The sequence below is a fragment of the Caldicellulosiruptor diazotrophicus genome (assembly GCF_017347585.1).
GTDB lineage: Bacteria > Bacillota > Thermoanaerobacteria > Caldicellulosiruptorales > Caldicellulosiruptoraceae > Caldicellulosiruptor > Caldicellulosiruptor diazotrophicus.
In genome coordinates this window covers 546,183-571,509 of record NZ_AP024480.1, presented here as the reverse complement: position 1 = coordinate 571,509, position 25,327 = coordinate 546,183, and the positions used below count along the sequence as shown (strand labels likewise).

Below are 25,327 nucleotides of genomic sequence, written 5' to 3'. Positions count from 1 at the left end.
GTGTTAAAATTTCATTACTTATTTTACATTATTTAAGGCTCTCATTAACATTGCAATGAATTCGGCTCTTGTAACTGATTTTTCTGGCTTAAATGTACCATCTGGATAGCCTTTCACAATGCCCAATTTGTACGCTTTAGAAATAATTTCAATGTATGAAGGATTATTTATATCTTTAAACTGTATAGTATCGCCATTGATAGTAATTCCTTGCTGTTCTAAAATCCTTACTAAGAATTTCACAGCATCTATTCGCGTTAGCAACCCATCAGAAACATTTTGGCTTTCAAAAATTCCATTATCTATCATTTTCTTTATAGCATCTATAGCCCATTTTGGAACTTCTTTAGAAATTTCAATATCTTCAGCAGATTTCAAGCTAAATGCCCTATCCAATATAACAGCAGCCTCATAGTATGAAATTTGTTTTTCAGGTTTGAGTTTTAAATCAGGATATCCAGTGATTATTCCTTTAGAGATTGCTTGACTGAATGAATTATATGCCCAGTTATTTTCACTTATATCACCATAAATTTCTTGTAATTTTGCAGCTATTATTTGAACTACACCTGTTTTACTAATTTCTACCTGAACAGAATTCATATTTTTCTTAGTTAAGGCTGGTATCCATCTTTTATTCTGGGAATCAAAAACTAAGCCTACAACAACTTTTTCGTTTTTAACAACTTCGGGTGCTATTTTAACTTCTAAAATAATTGGTTTTTTAATATTTCCACCTTCGACGTTTACATTAATAGGTTGTGTAATTGGCATTCCTACATCTACTTTTTCTGTGTAGTTATTCATTATTTCTACTTTGAGAACTGGTTTATTACCATCTACAGACTGTGGTGGTACTGTAATTTTTGCCTGGTTACCTATGTCTATGTTTGTTATAGAGTCTTTATTTATATTAGTAACGAAAGTATTCTTATCTAAAGCCTGAGATTGAGGCATTGATTGTAATGATTCCTTTGAGCTTTCTTTCTGTGTTTTTTCTTGTTCTTTTATTGCTTCGGTTGTCGAAGTTGTAGCTTGCGACTGAGGAACTGTAATAATTGTTGTTACTGTTCCAGATGATGCAATTGGTTTTACACCAAAAATCCCATAAATTCCTCCTACATTATCAACAAAAGATACAATGCCCTTACTAATATTCAGTATCTGTCCATTCACAAGCTCCCATTTTGCCGCTGGGATATTGTATCTGTAAAGTTTTAATGAATTTACATCACACCCATTTATGTTAGCTGAATTAAACTCTATCTCTACCATAATTGGTAAGTTAATAATATTTTCGCTCTTTTTAATTTCTACAAAGTTATTAGTACTACTTAATTCAGAAAGCAACGGGATATTATTGACCATGTTAGAGCGTTTTATAGAAATCTTAGCACCAATTATTTCATCATTATTTTCAATTGTTACTTTAACTTTGCTGTTTTCAAAATACAAATCTACTTTACTATCGGAAGCTGACTTGTAGAACAATTTTTCTTCTGGGTCATCAGTTTTCTTCGGCTTATTAGTATAATATACGTCTTTAACTGGTAAATTGTTCGCCAAGACAACATCTTTTATATCCTCACCAAGATAAAAGCTTGTATGTGGTGGCTGATTGTAAGCAATGTTCTGCCATGCTATCCCAAGTCTGTATACAGGGTCATGCATCAGAGTATAGATTCTATATTGAGTGGGTATAGTAGTGCTATAAATTCTCAGCTCAGTATTATCAAATGTTGGATATATAACTTCTTCTCGCCAATCACCTAAAATATCGGCTTGCAAGCATGGATTTGCTTTAGTTCCATTAATACTTTTTACACCTTCAAAAGTTCTTATAATATCAGTTTTATCTCTTGTTTCATCATATTTGAAAATGCTAACATCATCGAGAAGCTCTTGCATTAGGTCCCCATCCCAGTACAGCGCAAAATTCATAGGAAGTCCTGCTGCCCGACAATCATTGCTAATTATCTTGCCATATACATTATATATACCTGCACCTTTGTTTACATCATTGAAATCACCAGCACCCCAAAATTCATAACCTGGCTCAGAAGCTATGTTTGCACAAACTCCACGTCCTGTGTCTTTATAAGCAAAGTAAGCTTGTAAAGTTTCGCCAGTTGCACCATCATGAAGCTCAAGCGAAGCTACAGCAGGTACCTCATGAACACCAAATACCTGAATCCCTTCACGGTCTGGGAAAAATGCACCTACATGCAATGCATCGCCATGCGAACCCAATTCTCTTCCCATTTCTCCATCCATTACATACAAGATTTTACCGTCATGGTCAAGCGTTAATGACCCAGCAATTATTTCATCGCATCCATCATTATCTACATCTGCTACCGAAAGATTGTGATTACCCATGCCTTCACCTTTGCCGCCAATTTCTTGAGTATCAAAATGCCATCTTTCTTGCAACTTCCCATTGATAAAGTCGTATGCAACAAAAGTCGTTCTTGCATAATATCCTCTTCCAAATACTATAGACGGTGTTGTACCATTTAAATATGCAACTGCTGCTAAGAATCTATCTGATCTGTTATACCATGTGTCACCCCATGAAGCAACACCTGTTTTTTCTATAGAATACCTATATTCTATACTATCCAATACTTTACCTGTTTCACCATCAAAAATGGATATATACTCAGGACCGCCCCATACTTTACCTGGAAATGCACCACTTGGTCCAAAACGGTATGCACCGTTCTTCGATGGGTCTCCGATAACACTTATTACTTTACTATAATCAACTTTTCCGTATGTTGTGCCATAAACGGTTGTACCATCAGCGGTCTTGACAACAAATTCGCTTCTTCCATCTCCATCAAAATCATATACTAAGAACTGATTGTAATGTGCACCAGATGTTAGGTTAAGTCCCATATTCATTCTCCACAACAGCGTTCCATCAAGTTTATATGCATCGAAGATTGTTGGACCAGTTAACCCTGTCTGTGAACTATCAATTGCATTTGAAGGCAACCATTTAACAATTATTTCATATTCACCATCACCATCTAAATCTCCTACGCTGCAATCATTTGCTTCATATGTGTAACTCTCCCCTGCTTCATTGATCCCATCTTCAGGCTTTTGAAGTGGTATTGAAATATAGTCTTTATCAAGTGCTGTAACCTGCATTTCTTCTATTTTTGTCCCATTTAATAAGGTTTCTATTTTGTATATGTCTCCTGGATTACCATCTGAATCTAAATAATTTGTTACTGTCAACGGTGTTATATTCAACTTCTGTCCATTTCTATAAATATTAAATTTTATATCTTTTTTGTATTCATCAGCTAACAATCTCCAACTAATAAATATACCATTTTCTGCTTTTAAAGCAATTAAACCTCTATTAAGCCACTCTGTTTGTCTTACAGCTTTAGACGGTGGTAATTTATTGTAGACATAACATACAGCATACTTCCCATATGTGTTGTCAACTGTGTTATCTTCTTTTAATATGCCTTTAAATGTATATATACCCGGCTTATCCGGTGACCTCTGACCACCAATGGATTCCCAATTCTGTACTTCAACTTCCTTTTTTTGACCACTCGCAAGTGTAACTGTAACCTTTGATGGAAGCCCTATTTGAGATACATCTTGTACAGTATTTACGTATACAGTTTTATAGGGCAACTTATCAACATTTATTATTCTGTTCTGTGGTATAGGTTTGTTGTAAATCCATACATTGTCTAAGTAAGTAGTCCATGTTATATTATTGCCGGAAGTTCTAATACCAACTAAACTCATTGACTTAAGAGTCCCGTCAAATGCAATTCCTTCTATTGAATAGGTAAATTCTACGACAGTTGAAGTTTCTGTATCTGTAATTTTTGTATAAATTAATTTATTCAAAACATCACAATTAACTTCAATATTGTACCACTTTTCTGGATCAGCAAAATATGTCATATAACTTACTGTTCCACCCAATACAAGTTTAAGCGGTGAATTTCTTGTATTATTTAATACCCAAAATGTGTTTCCTGACGAATCGACAAGTCTTAATTCCCCACCATTTTCATATGGATTTGTTCCTTTATCATTTAGTAGTCCTGGATACCAATCTAACTTAATAAGTATTGAATCTCCTTTAATAGTTTCACCAAAAGATTTTGTAGCAACACGTCCACCTGTTTGATTAATTTGTGTAAATTCCAGTTTAGGTGTTGAGTTGCCTTTTACATTACTTGTATTAATATTAAGTGTAGCATTTTGAGTGGAAAATCCCCAGTACTTCGGAACAACTGTAATTGTATCGCCAAAATCAGTTGCATATACCGCTTCATAACCCGGAATTTGTGGTGGAATAAATACAAGGTTTAATAGTCTTACATTAATTTGGGCAGTTATATTGTAATCATTTTTAACCCCAGTTATCCCGTCAACAATGAGATTGCCAATAAACTGATATGTCCCTTCCTGATTTGGATTATAATTATAACAACTCCAGCTCACTGGCACATTATTAACTACAACATTATTTTCAAGTTTTACATTAAGTGTTGTAGGGAAAAATGAAATTACATCATTAATAGAAGTACCCAAAGGAAAATCATAATTGTATGTGTAGCTACTTACAATCTCAACAATATTTTTAGCTCCTTGTATCGGAGCATCTGTTGTAGAGGTGTATATAAAAATATTATCTATATTTGTAGTAAAGTTCAAAGTATTTCCACTTGCCCTGTTTCCAATAATTGATATTTTTTTGATTTTGTTTAGATATATTATATTCTTCAAGTCAAGGTTATATGCTGAAAAATACTTTGAAGGGTCATCTTTGTTAAATATCTCAAACGAAACTGTTTCTGCACTAAAATCGAATAAAATGTGAACAGTTAACCATTTTTGAGTTGTGTCAATTGAGTTGATATAAGTAACTTTTGAAAGATCAATTCCTGTTGTTCCAACACTGTATCCTATAGCTCCGTTTGTCCCACCTTTTTTTACTAGTCTAAAAAGAGGATTGTTATTTTCATCGCTGATCAATACTTCACTATTATTTGCTGATGTTGAAACGTCCATCGGCTGCCAATCGAAAATTATTAATACTTTATCTTTTGTAGTTGAACTTGTAAACGTCTTAACAACAGAGCGCGTACCACTGCCTGAACCTTTTGCTTCTAAATATTTGTTACCATAAACATCTGTAACAACTGTTGAACTTGCGCCCGCACTTGCAGTAAATCCCCAAGTTGAACCATCTTCAAAGTTAGTCCCATCAAATAAAACATAGTTTGATGGGTCAAAAATATTATTGCCCTTTACAACAAATACATTTCCAAAGATATTAAAAAGTAAAAACGAAATCAAAACAACAAAAGCACATACCTTCTTCTTCACTCAAATTCCCTCCTTTTTATTTGTATTTGTTATTTTTTTGAATATTTTGTTTTAAAGCAATTATCACCTATGTATGTTTTGAGTAAACAAAGAACTCTAAGCATAGTATTTTTGTTTATGCATGATTATTTGATTTTATTTCTATGTTTTATTTTATATCTGCTATTTTATTTTGTCAATATTGTTTATCATTATTATTGTAAATATATTATTCTCTTACTCTAAAAAAATAAAAGAGCTATCCAAATAAAACTCAAGATAGCTCTGTACTTTTTAAAATAAATCAAGCTATTCTATTTTAAAATATAAGACTTTACCCTTTAAACATACTAAAACAACAGTAATCAATTAAACCAAACTCTCTTGTTTGTTTCGCCCATGGTACTTCTATTTCAGAAAATAGTTTTTTATTTACAGCAACCTCATCTATGATTTCTTTTATATCCTTGATATAAGTATATATCTTACCATTTTCATTGCTAATCTCTAAATATTCATCTGGAATACCATAAACACACCCCGATGATTCAAAAGCCCCGTTTGATGCTAATACAAAATTACGCGTTATTTCTAGTGGACAGTAAAGCTGTTTGCCTTCAAACAGATGCTCTACCATATTAATGTACATATTTACAAACAAATCTTCACGCCCACCATCAAATTCTTCTGTAGAGCCATCAATGTATTCTATTTTAAACCTATTTGCAAATGTCCAATAGACTTTTGCTTTTTCAGCTTCTATTATGATATAGGGTGGCTCTTCTTCCCTGTTGCATAGCGTTGAATAAAAATAAACCTCGATTCCCGTTTTTGTTATAATTCTCACACACGCTGTGTCTTCCCCTTCAATCTTGTGCCCGTGATAAAGTTCTGCAGTAACTTTCTGAGGCACACCCCCATTTTCTTCCAAGGTCTCAGCAATAATCAGTTCATTGTTCAAAAGATGTGCAAGAGGATTGTTTATTGTTCCATCCAAGACATAGTTGCCATTAACAATTAACTTACCAGCCCACGCATTTCTTTGATAATAGCTTTCATCCCTTTTCCAACGTCCAACACCAACAATTGATCTTATTCTGCCAAGTTTGCCTTCTTTTATATACTCAAGAAGTTTTCTAAATGCTTTACCAGAGGTGTTTTGAAAGTTCACGCTACAAACCCTTTTTGTTTTTCTCTTCGTCTCAATTATAGCGTCAATATCCTGAATTGTCACAGCAGGCGGCTTTTCAAGCAGGACATTAAAACCTCTTTCCATTGCATCAATTGCCATTGGAGCATGTAAATGAATGGGCGTTGAGATAGCAACAAAATCTAAGTCTTTATGATTTTCAAGCATTAATCTATAATCCTGATAATACTTAACACCTCGAGAAGCCAATCTATCAATCACTTCTTTATTTTTTTCGTAGCTTGTTGCAACAATTGCTCTCAAGTCAACCATCTTCCCTTGGAGCTGTTCTATTGACCGCAAGTGTATACTTCCAAACCCACTAATTCCAATAAGACCAACCTTTGCAATGTTCAAGACTGTACACCCCCTTTTAAATTATATTCATGGCTTCAGAACAGATTTTATTGTATTTCTGTTTTCCATATCCTCAAGAGCTTTTGTCGCATCAGTCAACTTGTAAACATTTGTAATCATCTTTTTGAAAAGTTCCCTGTTCTGCAGCACAACATTTACTGCCATATACAGATGTTTTGTGCTACTTACCCATACACCCTGATATCTTAAATTCTTTCTTACAATGTCATAATAACAGTCAAGTGTAACGCTGCCGTTTGGGTCACCAAAACCAAGTGATAAGTAGCTTCCACCATTTCGAACAAGTTTTATTCCCTCACTTACTGCTGATGGATGTCCCACAGCTTCAATTGCCAAATCGACTCCACGCCCATTTGTGATATCCATTATTATTTCCTGTCTTTGACCAGCTGTAGTCGAATTTCTATCAAGCACATGCGTTGCTCCAAATTCTTCACACATTTTAAGTCTTTCTTTTGTGCCACCAATCACAATTATATTTCGTGCTCCTCTAAGTTTTGCAAAAATGATTGCATAAAGCCCTATAGGACCTGGTCCTTGAATTAGGACACTGTCACCAAAATCAGGTGAAACAATGTCAAAAGCATGAGCACACGTTGCACCAGAACATGAGGCAGATACTAAAATTTCCGGAGCAACATTCTCTTTTATTTTTATAACTTTCGTATCTTTGTGAAGATAAATGTATTCCGAATAGCAGCCTCTCAAATACGGAGGTTCTGCGCAGCTAACGCTTATCCCATATGTCCATCTGTGCGGACACAGATAGCTTTCTTTTTTGACAGCACAAAAGTAGCACCTACCACACACAACACCCCTGTCCCAAATTATCAAATCTCCCTCTTGAATTTTCTCGCCATTTATATCACGCCACTGACCTGAAATAGCATACACACGTCCAACACCTTCATGCCCTAAAATCATGGGAAGTTTTGTGCGAGGGTCATTACCCCTGAACATATGCACATCAGAACCACAAACACCTGCTGCTTCTATCTTTACCAAAAGCTTACCGTCAGTTGGAGACATTAATTCAAACTCCTTCATCTTCAAAGGTTTGTTGAACTCTTCTAAAACCATTGCATAAGCTTTCATTCTTGTTTTCCCCCTACGCTTTTGGTTTTACCGACTGCATTGGAAAGACTTCAATTTGATTAGTCTCTTTGTTTAGCCTGCATACATGGTATACGTTGTATCTTTCATCTCTTGGCTTTGGCCACAAATCGCTGTAATTTTCAAACATCAAGTGCGGTCCTCTGCTTTCATCTCTTAAAATACAACTTTTTACAACTGCCTCTGCACACAAAAGCATGTTTTTTAGCTCTAAAAGATATTCATACTCAACAGGCTTGATTTTTCTTGTTTTCAACTCCTCAATTTTCATAAGTGCTTTTTGAAGTCCATCCTGATGTCTCACAACACTTGCGTACAAATCCATAACCCTATTTAGTTCTGATATGGCATTCTCCAAATCAATGCCATCTTCAGCTATATAGCTTTTATAGCTTTCAAACAAGCGGTTTGCTTGGCAAACTATAGATTCTTCATCGATTGAAGTATTCAAAGCAAATTCAAAGCTACTTTCCCCTGCTATCTTACCAAAAACCTGAGTATCCAAAAGTGCATTTCCGCCTGGTCTGTTTGCTCCATGTTGTCCGCCTGCACACTCTCCACAGGCATACAAGCCTTCAATAGCTGTATTTGCATTTTCTCTAATTTTTACACCACCCTGGAAATGCTGAATTGATGGTGCAATTTCTAACATTTGGTTTCTAAGGTCAATTCCCCTTTTCAAAAACCACTCAACTGTCTGAGGATTTATTTCACAGAGTCTTTCATATGGAGTTTTTCTGCTCCCAATCTGATTTTTAACTTCTTTATAATACCTTTGTTTTAAATCTTCTCTTAGATGTTCAAACTCAAATCCTTTGGGATTTTGAGTAAAGTCCCAAAACACCTTTCCACCACGTGCAATTTCCCTAAATACTGCAATGTCTATTAGGCATGTCTTATGCTCGTAGCTTATTGGCCAAGTTGCACCTTTTTCAAATACATCATTGTATGTGATAGGATAATTTAACAAAAATTCTTCTCCTTTTTCATTTACAAACCTGGGGACACATCTCATTATACTTCCCGAACACGCAAGTTTTGTTTTGGGGGATGAAAGACCTATCTGGATAAATTCCATGTTTACAAGCTGTGCTCCTGCACGAAGTGCCATTGCATACCCATCACCTGTCATGCGTGGTGGAAATACATTGCTTTTATAAATACTTCCTGCACCACCTGTTGCTAAAACAATGGCTTTTGCAAGTATTATGATATTTTGATTCTCTTTAAATCCAATTGCTCCGCAAACTTTGTTATTCACAACAATCAAATCACTTATCATCACATCTTCTAAAACTTCAATATCCTTCATCTCACCAAGCTTTCGAATCAATGCCTTTTCTATTTGAACAGCAGTATCAGGTCCTGTAAAACATGCACGCGCATATATAGAGCCGTCTGTCACAAATTGAACGGGTACGCCATTTTCTTTTACAAAGGGAACACCTAAACTATCTAAGTAAAAATAAGCATCGGCTGAGTTTTTTGCTAAAATCTCAGCCAAGTCATAATCAGAAACAAGTCCGCCAATCTCATAGATATCTTTTGCATGATATTTCCAGTTATCTTCACCTTTAGGCTCTGTTGTGGGAAGTGTGACATGGAATGCCATTCTATCAGAGTATGCAAGAGCTGTAGTACCACAACTTCCTATTTTTCCTTTGCTTGCCAGCAAAACTTTTATTCTTTTTCGGCTCTCATAGGCTCTTTCACACGCTGCAATTGCAGCTCTCAAACCTGCTCCGCCACTACCTACTACCAGCACATCTGCTTTGTATATCACTTTTAAACTTCACCTCTTCTTACCATTAAGATTGCCTTGGCTGGGCACAGTTCTGCACAAAGTCCGCAGCCATCACAGTTTTGATTTACTTTAAACTTTCCATCATCCTTTTCAATTGCATCATATATGCAAACTGTGAAGCACTTGCCACAAGATGTGCATTTTTCTTTGTCAATCCTTGCAACAGCCCAGTGCGTTCTGTCAACAGAGTCCATGTCAAGAATTTTGCCACATACCTTTCCTTTAAAATCATCAATTGTGTTGTAACCTTTTCTCTCCATGTACTCTTCTAAATACTTGTTTATCTTTTTTATAACCCCATAGCCATTCAAAATAACAGTTGTGCAAACTTGAACAGCCGACGCACCTGCCAATATGTATTTGACAACATCTTCTCCATTTATGGCACCGCCGCTCGCACTGATACTACATTTTACTTTTGGCGATACAGCGCTTATCCACCTCAAACCATACATAATTGCCCACGGACCACCATGCCCTGCATAACCGCCGTGCAAAATGGGTGCTTCTTTCTCAATATCAATGTCAAGCCCTGTAAATCTATTGAACATTACAAGCCCGTCTGCTCCTGCGTTATCGAGTCTTAAGGCATCAGACCCCGGATTTGTAGATTGAGGAGTCATTTTTGGTATTACGGGTATTTTGACATTGCTTTTGACAAGCTTTGTTGTGTGGACCATCTCTTCAATTACATCCATACCAGACATTATATGCACACCGTGAGGACATGAAAGGTTTAGCTCTATCGCATCAGCCCCTGCCTGCTCCATAAGCTTACTATACTCAAGCCATGCATCATCTGTGTAGCAGTTTATACTCGCAATGACTGGAATGCTTAGCTTTTGTTTTGCTTTGAATATAAATTCAGCATACTCTTGAGGGTTAAATTCGCTTGCCTGTTCATATGAGTAAAGCGTAAACGTGTTTTCATGCTTGACTATTTTAAACCGTGGAGTGGGTGCAATTCTGCATATTTCCTTTTGAAAAAGACTTTTTGTCACAACAGCCCCAGCACCGTTTTCTTCACATCTTTGAAGCCTCTCCACAGTTCCTGTAATCCCTGCTGATGCAACAATTACAGGTGATCTTAGTCTTAGTTTACTATATGTAATTGATAAGTCTGGCATTGTTATCACTCCTTCTGAAAAAAATTTTTAAAAAAACCAATAATTGGGTTACTACTTACAACACTAAAATCACCATTAAAAAATAGAAGTGTACCCTTTTCGTTTCCATAAATCTCCTATTCTTTTTTAACCTTTTAACCCTGTAGTGACAATTCCTTCAACTAGATAACGCTGGAAGAAAATAAATATTATAAACGAAGGAACAAGTGATAAAGTAGCCATAGCAAATGCTGCTCCCCAATTTGATACTGCTGTCGGATCAGAAAACATCCTCAAACCCAAAGAAACAGTATATAGCTCTGGTTTGCTGAGATAAAGCAAAGGTCCTAAAAAGTCATCCCATCGCCACAAAAACGAAAATATTGCCGATGTAATTAAAGCAGGCGAAATCAATGGCAAAATAATTCTGGTAAAAATTGAATATTTGCTACAACCATCAATTTTTGCTGCTTCATCCAATTCATTAGGAATACCTCTTATGAATTGAATCATTAAAAATATAAAAAACGGTTGACCCAAAAAGGCTGGAACAAGTAGTGGTTTAAACGAATTTACCCACCCTAACTTTTGAAACATAATATATTGAGGTATCATAACTACCTGATATGGCAAAAGCATGGTTAAAATCATACATCCGAACCAAAATCCTTTACCTTTAAACTTACATCTTGCAAAACCATATGCAACAATGGCTGATGAAATTACAGCACCAATTGTCCCAATTACAGTCACAATAAATGAATTTTTAAAAAAAACTGAAAATGGATATCCGGCAAAACCTTTCCACCCATCAACATAATTTTTAAAGAGCCATCTCTTAGGTAATAACTCATGAGCGTTTAAGAAAATTTCACTATTATCCTTAAATGAGCTAAAAAACATCCAGAGAAGAGGATAAAGCATTATGTAGCCAAATAAAAGTGTTATGAGATGAAATAGAAACATTCTTATCATCTTTGATCTTCTCATCAATTATTCACCTTCCTTTGATTCGTAATAGACCCAAAATGTAGAAGATTTAAATATAAAAGCTGTAAGTATTCCAATAATAATAAGCATTACCCATGACATTGCACAGCTATAACCCATATCATAGAACTGAAATGCTCGTCTGTAAAGATAAATAGCATAAAAAAGAGTACTATTTACAGGTCCTCCGTTGGTAATAATAAATCCTTGAGTAAAAGTCATAAAACTACCTATCATCTGCATTATCAAGTTGAAAAATATTATCGGTGTAAGCATTGGTAAAGTTATCTTAATGAACTTTTGCCAACTATTTGCTCCATCAATAATAGCTGCTTCATAATAGCTTTCAGGTATTTGTTTTAAACCAGCTAAAAATATTAACATAGGTGAACCAAATTGCCAAACTGCAAGTAATATCAATGTCCAGATTGCAGTTTTAGGATTTCCTATCCACGAAATATTTGAATCGATTCCAAGCAATTTTAATATAGAATTTATAACGCCATCACTTGTAAATAGTCTTTGCCAAAGTACAGCAACTGCGACACTACCTCCCATCATTGATGGGATATAATATACGGCTCTGTAAAAAGGAGTTAATTTACTTTTATAAGATAGCCAAAGCGCAAGAAGTAAAGCAAAAGCTAATTTCAAAGGGACAGTCACAAATACATAGAAAAATGTCACTGACATTGACTTCCAAAATAAAGGATCTTCCTTAAACATTTGAATATAATTCCTTAAACCAACAAATTTGGGCGGTGATAATAAATCATATTGAGTAAATGAAAGGTAAAATGTAGCCACAATTGGAATCAAGGTAAATACAAAAAATCCTACCAGCCATGGTAAAATAAAAACATATCCTGCTATATTTTCAGAATTTAAAATCCTATCAACTCTATTTTTTAATGGCATTTTATAGGTTATTTTTGACATTAAATTATTTCGCCTCCTTATATACAGGAATTTAAACAAGGGGCTGTCCACCCTTCTGGATAGCCCCTCGTTTTTTAAATGACTCTATTTTCTTACTATTTTTTATTTCTCATAAGTATTTGGTTTGCCTTTTGTATAAACATCTTGGCAGCTACTTCCGGCTTTATCTGACCATACAAAACTTGATCATACAAATCTTTAAATAGCTGACCAACTTCAGTTCCTCCTGATGGATCGGGTGGATCAATAGGTGAGCAGTTTTTCTCAGCAAGTGCTATATAATCAAATGTCTGTCTTACTGCTGGTTCTACTGCATTTTTAATACCTTCTCTAACTTTAGATGAAATAGGCACACCTCGCTCTGCTAACAAGATTTTGTTTGCCTCTACACTATTCGTAAAGAAATTTATAACTTTTGCTGCTTCATTTTTATATTTTGATGTTGCTGCAACAGAGAAAAATTGAGAGGGTTTTAAATACAATCCTGCCCTTTTTCCACCCTTAGGAGGTAATGCTAATGCTAACGGACGTTTTGCTGCGTTTGCTGTTGCAACAAACATATTACTCCACGTCCAGCCAATCCATGTCTTCCCTTTAACAAATAAACTGTCTTCAATTGTAGAAGTTGCTGAAACTTCATCTGGTCTTGCTGTATATCCACCTTTTAAGAGTTCCAAATTGATATTAAATACATCAACAATAAATTTTTCTTGAGTAAATCCTAAACTTGTCCCATCGGGCTTATATAAGCTCTTACCTTGCTGCCTTACATAGTATTCAAGTAAGAATTTTGGATCAGCTGTTAATGCCAAGTCTGCTCTAATTTTGGTTTTTTGATAAACTTTTTTAATAATCTCCTTGTAGTCATTCCAACTCCAGTTACCATCTTCAGGTATCTTCACACCCGCTTTTTTAGCCACAGCAGGGTCATAAATAATTGCCAAAGCGTTAGTTCCTAAACTTATAGCATAAACCTTTCCACCGATTGATCCACTTTTTATACTTGCATCACTTACATCTTTCAAATTCAATATTCCATTTTTCGTATAAGGGGTCAAATCTGCTAATAAACCTTTTTGAACATATTGAGCTAAATACATGTAGTCCATCTGAATAATGTCAGGCAAATTCTTTGCTGCTGCTTGAGTTGTAAGTTTATCCCAGTATCCAGACCAGCTACCAAATTCAGTGACAAAACTTACCTTACGATTAACTTTTGCCCGATATAATTCAAGCACTTTTTGAGTCCTGTCATGACGTGTTTGGCTTCCCCACCACGCAATCCTCAGCTTTATTGACTGAGAAGATCCAAGAGCAGTTTGTGAAGTCTTTATCTGAGTGGTCAAAACGCATGAAAGTAAAAACAAAATAGCAAAAAGGATTGACAAAAACTTTCTCACTGAACTTCCCTCCCTTTATGTTTTTTGTAGTAATATTTACAATTGCTCTTTTAAGAGCATTTTTGCCACAACACTCCAAAAGAAGAAAATATTTTGTCTTTCTTAATTTATATTTTTTGATTTGTAATCGTAATTTAGCTTATTGAGTTTGTATTTATTTTAATTATATTAATTTGACTACTAAATTTATAAAATATCTTTTAAATCTTGTATTTACCATTACTAGCTTCTTTCTAATAGATACTGAACTTATCATCAATATAAATTTCGCTCAATTGTTGTTTTTTGCTTTGTTTTGTCTATACATTCACTTTTCTTGTGTTTGTTATTAAAAATATTGTTTTATTAAATCACGATTTTATTTTATCAGTTTGTTTTTGTTGTGTCAATATGTATATTTTTAATTCTTCAAAATGGTAAACCACAAACTCAATTCAGTCAAACTATTGTAAAACTTTTAGAAAATTCTGTACATAAAAAGTTACTCATTTATTTTCTTTCATACTTTCCCATCTTTTCTTTAGTAAAAATGCTGCCATCTTGGGCTGTCTTTGCCTTGTAAAGATTCCTTTTCTGTTGCCCATAACCCTTCGAACCTCTTGTTTTGTTGCAAAGTCTGCAAAGTTCCATATGTGCTCACCTATCACAAAATCCAGCCTGTCAAATACCCTATGATACCTCTTCAGCATCTCACACTGATATTCTTCAGAAAACATCATTGGAGGACTTGAATGAAATCCTGCAATTGTATCTGCCCCATACTCTGTTATTATCACTGGTTTTTGATAAAGCTCAAACCACCTTTTCAGCTCCTTTTCAAGCTGGAACTCTATCAAATCCAACCTGCCAGGATCAGAATACCATGAATAGTACCTGTTTACACATATAACATCAACAAGACTCGCTACTTTAGTCTCATCCGGAAAAGAGGATTCAACCAGCGTCACCGGTCTTGTCGGGTCAAGCTTTCTCACCTCATCTATTACTCTTTTGAAATACTCATATGCCCCATCTTCATATGTTGCAGCCTCATTTGCCACACTCCACATAATCACACTTGGATGGTTTTTATCCCTTGCAATAAGTCGTCTTATAACTTCCAAGTGATGTTCTAATGTCTTTTGATTTACTCTCTCAGGGGTAAACACTTTTTCGTTTTTGTTAAAGAAATTCATGCCAACAGCTGGTGCCTCGTCAATTACCAAAAAACCATACTCGTCTGCCAAGTTTAAAATCTCTTCTGCATAAGGATAATGTGATGTTCTGAATGAGTTTGCTCCTATCCATTTTAGGAGGTTGAAATCTTTCACAGCTATCACAGGGTCGTATCCCTTGCCTCTAATATCACTGTCTTCATGCTTTGCCAAACCTTTAAGATACATTGGCTTACCATTTAGGTAAAGTCTTTTGCCCTTGACTTCAACAGTCCTTATTCCTACAGGAAGATAATATTCATCTATAGCTTTACCATCACGTACTAAAGTCACATTTAGTTTGTAAAGATATGGATTTGAAGGCTCCCAAAATATTGCATTTTCAACTTCTATCATACCCTCTGGGCCTTCCACTTTGGCTATTTGTCCTCCATCTTTATCATATAAAGTTGCTTCTATGTGACATTCATCCTTCTTTTCACCATTCACAACCACCTTAAAGCAAACTATCCCCTTTTTGTCATCAATTTGTGTCTCCACTTTAATATCCTCAATATATGTTTTGGAAGTGGTGTAAAGCATAACTGGTCTGTGAATACCTGAATAGTTGAAAAAGTCAAAAAGATACTCCTGAGTTTTATACCCTTCTGGATGCATTGGGTCATTGTATTCTCTTATAAATCCTGGTGGAAGACAGCTCCAGTCTAAGATATTGTTGATAACAATTGTAAGTCTATTCTCACAGCCAATTTGGGCAAATTTATTAATCTCAACTTCAAAAGGCAAAAATCCACCTTTGTTCTGGGTTATTTCCTTACCATTTAAAAATACTCTTGCGTGATGAGTAGCACTTCCAACTCTCAAAACTATTCTTTTGTCCTTCCAACCTTCAGGTATGTAAAATGACCTTTCATACCACACATCACCTATGTGGTCTCTTATGCTCTCATCCTGGGTTATGTCGTTATAGCTTGACGGCACAGGCATCAAAATAGCATCTTCAAGGGGTTTTTCAAACCACCTCTGTTCATACCCTTCCCTGTCAACTTTAAATCTCCATATGCCACTAAGGTCTTTTACCTCTCTTGTTCTTGTCTCACGTGGATAAAGCATAGCTTACAAAACCTCCTTATAAATTTTTTCAATTTTCCATAAATGCTCAAAATAGAGGTTATTAACTATTTCACAGATTAAATTCCTCACCTTTAATTATTTTTTCTTCTCCTGACTTGCCTTCAATTCGTACAATTTTATCTTTGTATTTTACATTAACATCTTGCCTAAATCCAAATTTAATTTTAACTTTTTTGAGTTTTCTGTTCTCCCATTCAATATCAATAATATGTCCTCCTCTTGCTTTGAGCCCTTTGATATAACCACTTTTCCAATCTGAAGGTAGGGCAGGTAAAATTTCTATTATTTCATCATACGATTGCAAAAGCATCTCTGCAATTCCTGCAGTAGCACCAAAGTTCCCGTCAATTTGGAAAGGTGGATGGTTATCAAATAGATTAGACAGTGTGGATTTTCTTAAAAGCTCTAAGATATTCTGATATGCCTTCTCACCATCTTTTAGCCGTGTCCAAAAACATACTATCCATGCCCTACTCCAGCCTGTGTGCCCTGAACCAAAAGAAAGTCTTCTTTCAAGCGTTTTTTTTGCTGCTTCAAAAAGCTGCGGTGTTTTTTCTTTTGTTATTTGGCTTTCAGGATACAGCCCAAATAGGTGAGATATATGACGATGCCCGGGCTCTGCTTCTTCATAGTCTTCAATCCATTCTTGAATTTGACCATGTTTTCCAATTTTTATTGGTGGTAATCTTTTTAAAGTTTCCTTTAACTGCTGTGCAAAGTCAAAGTCCATATTTAAAACTTCGCTTGCTTTAATAATTCTGCTAAAAAGCGCTGTTATGATTTGAATATCCATAGTCGGTGCATATGTTAAACTGCATACATCTCCATTGGGAAGAATATATTTGTTCTCCGGTGATAAAGACGGACATGTCACAAGATAGCCATTGTGGTCTTCAACCATATAGTCAAGCAAAAATATAGCTGCTTCTTTCATTGTTTCATAGTGAGATTTCAAAAATTCAACATCACCTGTATATTCATAGTGGTCCCATATATGAAGGCACAGCCAAGCAGCACCCATCGGCCAGTGAGTTGCAGGTAAATACACATCTTGAGGTGCAGTATCACCCCAGATATCTGTATTGTGATGTGCACAAAACTCTCGACATCCATACATCTTTTCAGCCGTTTTTCTTCCTCTTTCTTTCATTTTTTCTATCAAATCAAATAGTGGTAGGTGACATTCAGAGAGATTGCAAACTTCTGCAGGCCAGTAATTCATTTGTGTGTTGATATTAATAGTATATTTGCTATCCCATGGTGGCAACATATCCTTGTTCCATATACCTTGCAAGTTCGCAGGAAGGCTGCCAGGCCGGCTGCTTGAAATTAGTAAATATCTGCCAAACTGAAAATACAGAGGTATCAAACCCAAATCAGTTTCGCATTCTTTCAAGCGGCTAAGCCGCTCAGGTGTCGGTAAGTCAAGCTTATCCTGGTCTTCAGTATCGATATAAAACTCTACCCTTCTGAACAAAGAAGTATAATCAGCAATATGGTCTTCATATAGCTTCGCAAAACCCTTCTGAGCAGCTTTCTGGAGTGTATTTAAAGTATGTTCAAAATAGTCAGATGTTCTGTATGTGGTTGCAGAAGAAATTAGCAATATAACTTCTGATGCATCTTCTACAAATAACGTTTCACCGATTGAAAAAACTCTGCCATCTGGTGTCAATGCCTTGACCATTCCACAAAACGAAAGCCCATTTGCGCCGCCGTTGAACACCTCAATAAATATTGTATCATCTCCTATGCGACCGCACCTGTCAACATATTTCCCTTTTTCTCTTCGCAAGACTGCAGAAAAAGAAATGCCTTTTTCTTTTTTACATTCAAACCTTCCTACAATCACATTATCAGGATATGAAGCAAAATACTCCCTTTTAAACACTATTCCATTTAGCTCAAAATTTACTTTTGCAACTGCTCTTTCAAGATCAAGTTCACGACTGTACTTTTCTACCTTATCCTCATTAATATCAAAATCTATATACAAATATCCCAAAGGCTCATAATGCCCCTGGCTTGGTGGAGTGGCCGTTAAAGCAAAAGTAGCAAGCCTTTCTGCTTCTTTTACTTCTCCTTTTAACAAGAGTTCTCGTATACGAGGTAGATACTGTTTAGCATCAGGATTTTCTCTTTCCATGGGTCCTCCCGACCAGATGCTGTCTTCATTAAGCTGAAGTATTTCCTTTTTAATAGTTCCATAAATCATAGCCCCCAATCTTCCATTCCCTATCGGCAACGCTTCATTCCAATCATTGGCGGGAGTATCAAAGAATATTTTTAAGCTGCTATTTTCTTTCATATCATATCCCTCCAGGTTAATTATATTATTTTCATAGCTCATCTCCAATAAATTCAAGTGCAAGCAATGCGTTTAATGACCACTGAGATGCTATATTAGTTGAAATAAAAGGAACTTCCACAACAGGCTCAGGTACAGTTGCCAATTGCAACTTGATACCTCCATCACAAATAAATTTCAGCCAGGGATTTTTGTTATAGTCTAAAAACATCTGCCAGATTTCTTTTTTCAATTCAGGAATATTCTTTTTCATTGCAGCAAAGGCAGCCATCCCAATATTGAGCATGTTCAACTTAAATCCAAAGCTTGGAACGCCCCAGCTTTTTAAAATCTCATCTTTGTTTTCTTTAAATTCGGTATAAAAAAGCCCCTGCTGAGCACACAACTCTTCAAATTCTTTATCTTCAAAATTCTTGACTATTTCAAGCCAAACAAGTGTGTTTCCAAAACAAAATACAAAATTTGAACCACCAGTGTATTCAATAGGTTTTAACTGGGTTTTTTCGGAATCATAGGCAAATACACCACCCGAAATAAATGCTGCTGGATTTTTCTTCAAAAAATCCAGTATTTTTATTATCTTTTGTTTATAAATCTCTTCCTGGTACCTTTCCCATCTTACAAACCAATTGGCACAAAAGGTCATAACATCCGGTCCAACCCTTATGTGTACTCTATTTTCAGGATCATTCGTAAAATACGCACGCATAGGGTCCATGTGCATAATTTGTTTGTCAATATCTTTTACATCATCCATAAGCTGGCCTATTCTTTCATCGGCAGTAAGATAATAGTAATACCTGTGAAGGTATGCCATGCTAATTCTCACTTCTTTGCAACCACATCCCCAATGAACAACATTGTGCCTTGAACCCAGTCCCTTGTATTCCCCAAGATGATACACATCTACTTCTGATGTATGTCTTGTCATTGCCTCAGCCATTTTAAATATATCAAAACGTCCTGTTCGCAAAAACATAAGCCACAACCAAATGTTTGGCACAAGCTCTGTGTTCTGCCAAGCATATCCACCAATATCATATTTCCACATATGTCTTACTATATCGTAGCTATGCATAAAATCACCATAGTCCCAAAATCCGTACCACTTTCTTCTCTCAACTTCCTTTAGATAAAAATCAACAATAGCTGTCAGTATTCTTTCAATCTTTTCTTTCTTGGAGTTGCTATTATCCGGTAAATTTAATCCTTCAAATATCTCTGTCTCTTTATACCTTTCAGGGCTACATACAAGAAGAGGTGAAAATCCTTGCATTTTTGCATATTCCAAAAGCTGCTCACTTGTTGGAGCATAATCAAAACAGTACAGCCACAGCTCATTTGTATTAGCTATACCATAGGGAGTACTTCTATACTCATCAAACCCTTCATATGAAGAAGATGTGTATGTACCAAAATCATAGTGTCTCAAATCCATAACTTCAGCATAAGGGGGCCAAAGCCAAACTATTAAATTTGCCTCAGAAGAAGTTAAAGCTTTTACCTCAAATCCTGAAGGATATTTTTGCCAAAAATCCTTTAAAGCTACTCCAAGCCCACCATTCTCATCACCAACATACGCAAACCCCATAGATCTTCTGCCTTCTGTTGCTTTTACAAAACTGCACTGGCAAGATGTACGTTTTTTAATAACATAGTGCTCGGAAGAATCTTGAAAAAGAATAAATTCATCCCACTCTGGAGTATTGTTAATCTCTCTAATATAATGGTGGTCCTCGTCAATATCAAAATCTACCGGTTGTCCATTGACCTGATTTTGAAACATTGTTATGTATCTCTCTTTTCTGTACACATCTATCAAATTTTTTGGTGACTCACAAAAAAGTCCACTGTCCCCTCCAAATCTTACAAATCTATTGTACAGAGGAGAGTGCAAAGGAAGATCAAATTTTAAGCCCAATCCTTTTATAAAATCTTGATGGGGATTTCCGTTGTAAATAAATGTATGGACAATCTTAATTTTATCTGAATTTGCATAGAAATATAATCTCAACTCAAAAGGTAGCCACCCTTGTTTGAGTAAAGAGCCATCAAATGTCATCTTGGTATTTCGCAAATGTCTTCCCCACACCTTTATAACACATCTCAAAGGTCCGTGAGACTCTACTTTTGCACCTAATATTTGAGGAATGTATTCTTCTTCAACTTTAGTCCTATATCCTGTAAAATTAGAAATTCTTTCTGTAATAAGAATTTGCGTGAGATTAGAGCAAATAATCTTTTGTCCTACTTTTAAATATTCAATAATTTTATCTCCGGTCTTGCTAATTTTGCACTCAAGCTTGCCTGTTATAACGCTAATATGATCTTTGCCTTCATAAACTTCAACCATTGTTTCGAATTTTGTTACGGTATCTTCTTCAATACATGCAAAGAGCTCATCAGGTAAATTGGTGCCAAAGAAAGCAGCGTGGCTACTCACCTTTACCGACCCATCACCCCAGTATGAAAGTGCCCAGTTTTGAGTAGGAATAATACTTCCATCCTTGTTTCTTACAATAACATCTTCTGTATTCCTTAGTTCTCCTTTTTTCCATGGAATACAAAACGTTGCACCAATATTGCCTACCTGCGGTTTTATAAGCCATTTTAGCTTTATTTCTTGCATTTTTTAAACCTCCAAATTCAATAAGTGTTTTAAAAAAAATCTCGTGCGAAATATCAGAAATATTTCGCACGAGATTAAATATTTTTTTTACTAAGTATTTAATTGAGAATCTTATACAAGTCCTCTTTATATGGAATATTCTTTTTGTACTTACGATACAGTGCATTTACTTCTTTTATAATCTGGTCTCCACCCTGCTTTCTCCAGTTGTCAAGAACTTTCTTGAAGCCCTGGTCATTGAGCTGACCAGTAATATACTTAACACGTGCATCCTCAATCATATTATCAAGTGTGACACCGCGTTTGATATAGGTATCTGACATACCTATCAACGCTTCTGCTGGGTTTGGAACAAGAATATTGAGCTTTTCATTTAAAGCCTGCATATCTGCCTGTAGTTGCAAAAGTGGAGTCATATATCTTGGTGTTCCACCATTTGCAGGATAAAAATGTAGAACCTGATTAAGCCCGCTTATTTCTCTTGACAAATCTGCTGGCAAGTTAGGAATAGGATCTATTTTACCATCTACAAGCTTATAGTGTCTGTTTGGCAGTCCATAACCAAACAAGTCCTGTATTGTTCTGTCACCAAATTTATCTAATATCGACATTACTTTCTTGAATGTATTCATATCTTTTACACTTGTCTTTGAAACCATTAAATATCCTGAGTAACCAGAAGTCGGCATATTTCTTAGGCCGTATTTACCTTTGACAGACACAACAATGTCCATTATATCCGTATCTTTTGCATCTTTTGGAATGATACCGTTGTTCTTGAGGCCATTGTAAATTCTGTTTGCAGAGTCTATAACGTCAATTTTTACTCCACCTTTACCCTGTGAGTAATAATCTTCCCATCTTGCACCTGGAACACTTGGGAAGTCATGGTTAAACAGCTTTTCCTGATACATCTTTCGCCAGAATTTTAAATTTTCAAGATATGCATTTGTTAAGAAAGACGGAACTAACTGTCCGTTTTTGTTCAACCCCCATCCATTCGGACCACCAAACCATGTGAGAGTAATATAGAATGGTCCATTGTAGTTGCAAACAATCATTCCATATGTGTCATTTTTTCCATTTTTATCTGGATCATTGTAAGTAAACTTCTTTAACATGTTGTACAAATCATCAATAGTTTCAAGTTTAGTAATCCCAACATTTTTAGCCCAATCTTTTCTATATACAATTCCATTTCTTCCTAAAGTTCTTGATCGCGGTATACCATATATTTTACCATCAATTGATGAGTTCCAAAGAACTATATCTGGAATTGTTTTCAAATTCTTATATTGCTTTATATACGGCCCAAGTTCCCAGAATGCTCCTGCTTTGCAAGCACCAATTATAGATGCAGTCTTACCTCCAACATAAACCACCATTGGAAGATTTCCACTTGCTAACATAATGTTTAATTTGTCATTGTAACCATCAGCAGGTACCCATGTAAACTCCAGGTCAGTTTTTAAGTACTGCTCTGCTTTTAAAATAACTGGACTGTTTGAAGGCGCAGGTTCTGTCCCAAAATACTGAGCCATGATCGTGAGTTTAAACGAATACTTTGATTTTGATGCACCCAATACTCCAATTGATGTTAACAATAAACCTACAATACAGATGCTAACTACAAATAACCTCAAAATCTTCTTAACTTTACTCATAAATTAACTCCCTCCCGCTTTTTGTTTTTGAAAATAAATTTTTTGGAGTTTGAATATATCCTTTTTTTATAACACATTTTACATCTTCACATCACTCCTTCAATGAACCAATAAACATACCTTTTATGAAGTACTTCTGAAGCCATGGATATAAAAGCATTATTGGCAAAGTAGCCACAACAATTATTGCCATTTTCAGCGACTCCTGTGGGGGTTGGAAATTGGGATCAAATTGTGTTAGATCAGAAGCAAGTGTGGTTGACAACATTACTATTTGCCTTAAAATTAGCTGTACAGGCCACTTCTCAGCATCATTTATATACAAAAGTGCTCCAAACCATGAATTCCAATGCCCTACTCCATAGAACAAAGCAAATGTCGCAATAATAGGTTTTGAAAGAGGAAGTATTATCTTCCACAAAACTTGAGCTTCTGTACAACCGTCAATTCTAGCAGCATCTTCTAAATCTTGTGGCATTTCCTGGAAAAAGTTTTTTACAACGAAGAAGTTAAAGGGGCTAATAGCTCCTGGCAACCACAGTGCCCAATAAGAATTTAAGAGGCCCAGACTTTTTACCAACAAATATGTAGGAATCATTCCTCCACCAAAAAGCATTGTAAATATTACGCCATTTAATACAATGCTTCTGCCTATAAAATGCTTTTTTGAAAGAGCATATGCCATTGTAAATGTGAAAAACAGATTTACCAAGGTACCTCCTACTGTGATAATCACACTGTTGAACATACTACGAAGAAAATAGTTTGAAGCAAAAATAAATTTATAGGTGAGAAGAGTAGGATTATGAGGAATTATAAAGAAGGTCCTTGTTTTTATTTCCGAATCTGGCGCAAAAGATGCAGCCAACACATATAAAAATGGTAAAACGGTTATTATTGCCCATATTCCAAGAAATACATGATTAAAAACATCAAAAATAGTACTTGCTACTGTCTTATTTTGTTTCATTTTTGTCACCTCTCAATTTACCGAAATAAAGATTAAAACAATGAAGTTTCAGTAAATTTCTTAGACAGATAGTTAGAAACCTGAATCAAAATCAGTCCAACAACAGACTTAAAAAGACCAACCGCTGTACTGTAACTGTACGCTCCTTGGGTAACACCTACTTGATAAACATATGTGTCAAACACTTCTGCTACCGACCTGTTAATAGGATTTTTCATCAAAAATATCTGTTCAAAGCCAGTATCAAGAAGATGTCCCAATCGCAAAATGAAAAGTATGATTACCGTACTCATAATTGAGGGTATTGTGATATGCCACGTCTGCTGCCACCTTGTTGCTCCATCCACAATAGCAGCCTCATATAATGTTGGGTCAACATTTGAGAGTGCTGCCAAAAAGATTATTGTTCCCCATCCTGCTTCTTTCCATATACTCTGAATTATTATAAGGGCTCTGAACCATCTTGGATCTGTCAAAAATTCAATTTTTTTGCCCGTTAAGCTATACAGAATATTGTTTATAACCCCTGTCTCACTTGAGAGAAGCACGTATGTAATACTTGCTATGACCACCATTGATACAAAGTGAGGAACATAAACACATGTCTGAACAATTCTCTTATAAACCTGATTTCGCACCTCGTTGATAAGTAACGCCAAAATAATTGGTACAGGGAAATAGAAAAGTATATTGTAAAATGAAATTAATAGTGTATTTCTAAACAGCATCGGAAAATCAGGGTCAGTGAAAAGTGTTTTAAAATGCTCAAAACCTACCCACGGACTTTTCCAGAACCCTAAAAACGGATTAAAATCTTGAAAGGCAACTACTATACCAAACATCGGAATGTACCTAAAAATGATAAAGTACAAAATACCCGGTAGAGCCAAGATATACAGCCATTTGTCTTTTTTCAGTCTTTTCCATATAGAAGTGGTAGCTGTCATTAAATCATTCTCTCCCTTCTTTTTTGGTCCATTGATAATATTGTTTTTCATCAAACTTCCATTATTTTTGTCGGTATTAATATTGAGATTTGAATTTTGTTTTTGGTTTAATTTTATTTTAATACTTTGTTTTTGTTGTGTCAATACCTATTTTTTTATTTTATTTTTGAACATCTACAAAGATTTTTCTACTTTTAAAGCGAGCTAAATATTGCTACAAGGAAAGACTTACAAAACCAAAGGCAGT

14 protein-coding genes are annotated in these 25,327 nt (G+C 35.4%); all 14 read right to left on the bottom strand.

Features of this window, described 5'->3' with window-relative positions; all coding sequences use genetic code 11:
• Positions 1-18: 18 nt before the first annotated feature.
• The 14 genes from CaldiYA01_RS02510 to CaldiYA01_RS02445 all read right to left on the bottom strand — a co-directional run bounded on the left by CaldiYA01_RS02510 (position 19) and on the right by CaldiYA01_RS02445 (position 25,131).
• Complete coding sequence (locus CaldiYA01_RS02510; protein ID WP_207181000.1) at positions 19-5,376, bottom strand: rhamnogalacturonan lyase family protein; 5,358 nt, start codon at positions 5,374-5,376, stop codon at positions 19-21.
• Positions 5,377-5,689: 313 nt separating this feature from the next.
• Positions 5,690-6,901, bottom strand: coding sequence for a Gfo/Idh/MocA family protein (locus tag CaldiYA01_RS02505; protein WP_207180994.1), 1,212 nt, complete (start codon positions 6,899-6,901; stop codon positions 5,690-5,692).
• 27 nt (positions 6,902-6,928) lie between these two features.
• On the bottom strand, positions 6,929-8,017 hold the full coding sequence (locus CaldiYA01_RS02500) for a zinc-binding dehydrogenase (RefSeq protein ID WP_207180992.1): 1,089 nt from the start codon (positions 8,015-8,017) through the stop codon (positions 6,929-6,931).
• A gap of 13 nt (positions 8,018-8,030) precedes the next feature.
• Positions 8,031-9,818 (bottom strand): FAD-binding protein, encoded by a 1,788-nt coding sequence (locus CaldiYA01_RS02495; protein ID WP_207180990.1) that lies wholly within the window; start codon positions 9,816-9,818, stop codon positions 8,031-8,033.
• 2 nt (positions 9,819-9,820) lie between these two features.
• Positions 9,821-10,966: a 4Fe-4S binding protein gene (locus tag CaldiYA01_RS02490; RefSeq protein WP_207180988.1), complete on the bottom strand. Its 1,146-nt coding sequence runs from the start codon at positions 10,964-10,966 to the stop codon at positions 9,821-9,823.
• A gap of 126 nt (positions 10,967-11,092) precedes the next feature.
• Positions 11,093-11,935 (bottom strand): carbohydrate ABC transporter permease, encoded by an 843-nt coding sequence (locus CaldiYA01_RS02485; RefSeq protein WP_207180987.1) that lies wholly within the window; start codon positions 11,933-11,935, stop codon positions 11,093-11,095.
• Positions 11,936-11,938: 3 nt separating this feature from the next.
• On the bottom strand, positions 11,939-12,874 hold the full coding sequence (locus tag CaldiYA01_RS02480) for a carbohydrate ABC transporter permease (RefSeq protein ID WP_238480577.1): 936 nt from the start codon (positions 12,872-12,874) through the stop codon (positions 11,939-11,941).
• Positions 12,875-12,969: 95 nt separating this feature from the next.
• Positions 12,970-14,274 (bottom strand): ABC transporter substrate-binding protein, encoded by a 1,305-nt coding sequence (locus tag CaldiYA01_RS02475; protein WP_207180985.1) that lies wholly within the window; start codon positions 14,272-14,274, stop codon positions 12,970-12,972.
• A gap of 485 nt (positions 14,275-14,759) precedes the next feature.
• Positions 14,760-16,541 (bottom strand): beta-glucuronidase, encoded by a 1,782-nt coding sequence (uidA, locus tag CaldiYA01_RS02470; RefSeq protein WP_207180983.1) that lies wholly within the window; start codon positions 16,539-16,541, stop codon positions 14,760-14,762.
• A gap of 70 nt (positions 16,542-16,611) precedes the next feature.
• Positions 16,612-18,870: a glycoside hydrolase family 95 protein gene (locus CaldiYA01_RS02465; protein ID WP_207180981.1), complete on the bottom strand. Its 2,259-nt coding sequence runs from the start codon at positions 18,868-18,870 to the stop codon at positions 16,612-16,614.
• A gap of 31 nt (positions 18,871-18,901) precedes the next feature.
• Positions 18,902-21,499, bottom strand: coding sequence for an exo-rhamnogalacturonan lyase family protein (locus CaldiYA01_RS02460; protein ID WP_207180979.1), 2,598 nt, complete (start codon positions 21,497-21,499; stop codon positions 18,902-18,904).
• A gap of 98 nt (positions 21,500-21,597) precedes the next feature.
• Positions 21,598-23,163 (bottom strand): extracellular solute-binding protein, encoded by a 1,566-nt coding sequence (locus CaldiYA01_RS02455; RefSeq protein WP_207180977.1) that lies wholly within the window; start codon positions 23,161-23,163, stop codon positions 21,598-21,600.
• A gap of 91 nt (positions 23,164-23,254) precedes the next feature.
• Entirely contained in the window at positions 23,255-24,133 is an 879-nt protein-coding gene (locus CaldiYA01_RS02450) for a carbohydrate ABC transporter permease (RefSeq protein WP_207180975.1), read from the bottom strand.
• Between the two features lie 32 nt (positions 24,134-24,165).
• A complete protein-coding gene (locus CaldiYA01_RS02445; RefSeq protein WP_207180973.1) occupies positions 24,166-25,131 on the bottom strand; it encodes an ABC transporter permease in 966 nt (321 codons plus the stop codon).
• Between the last annotated feature and the right edge of the window lie 196 nt (positions 25,132-25,327).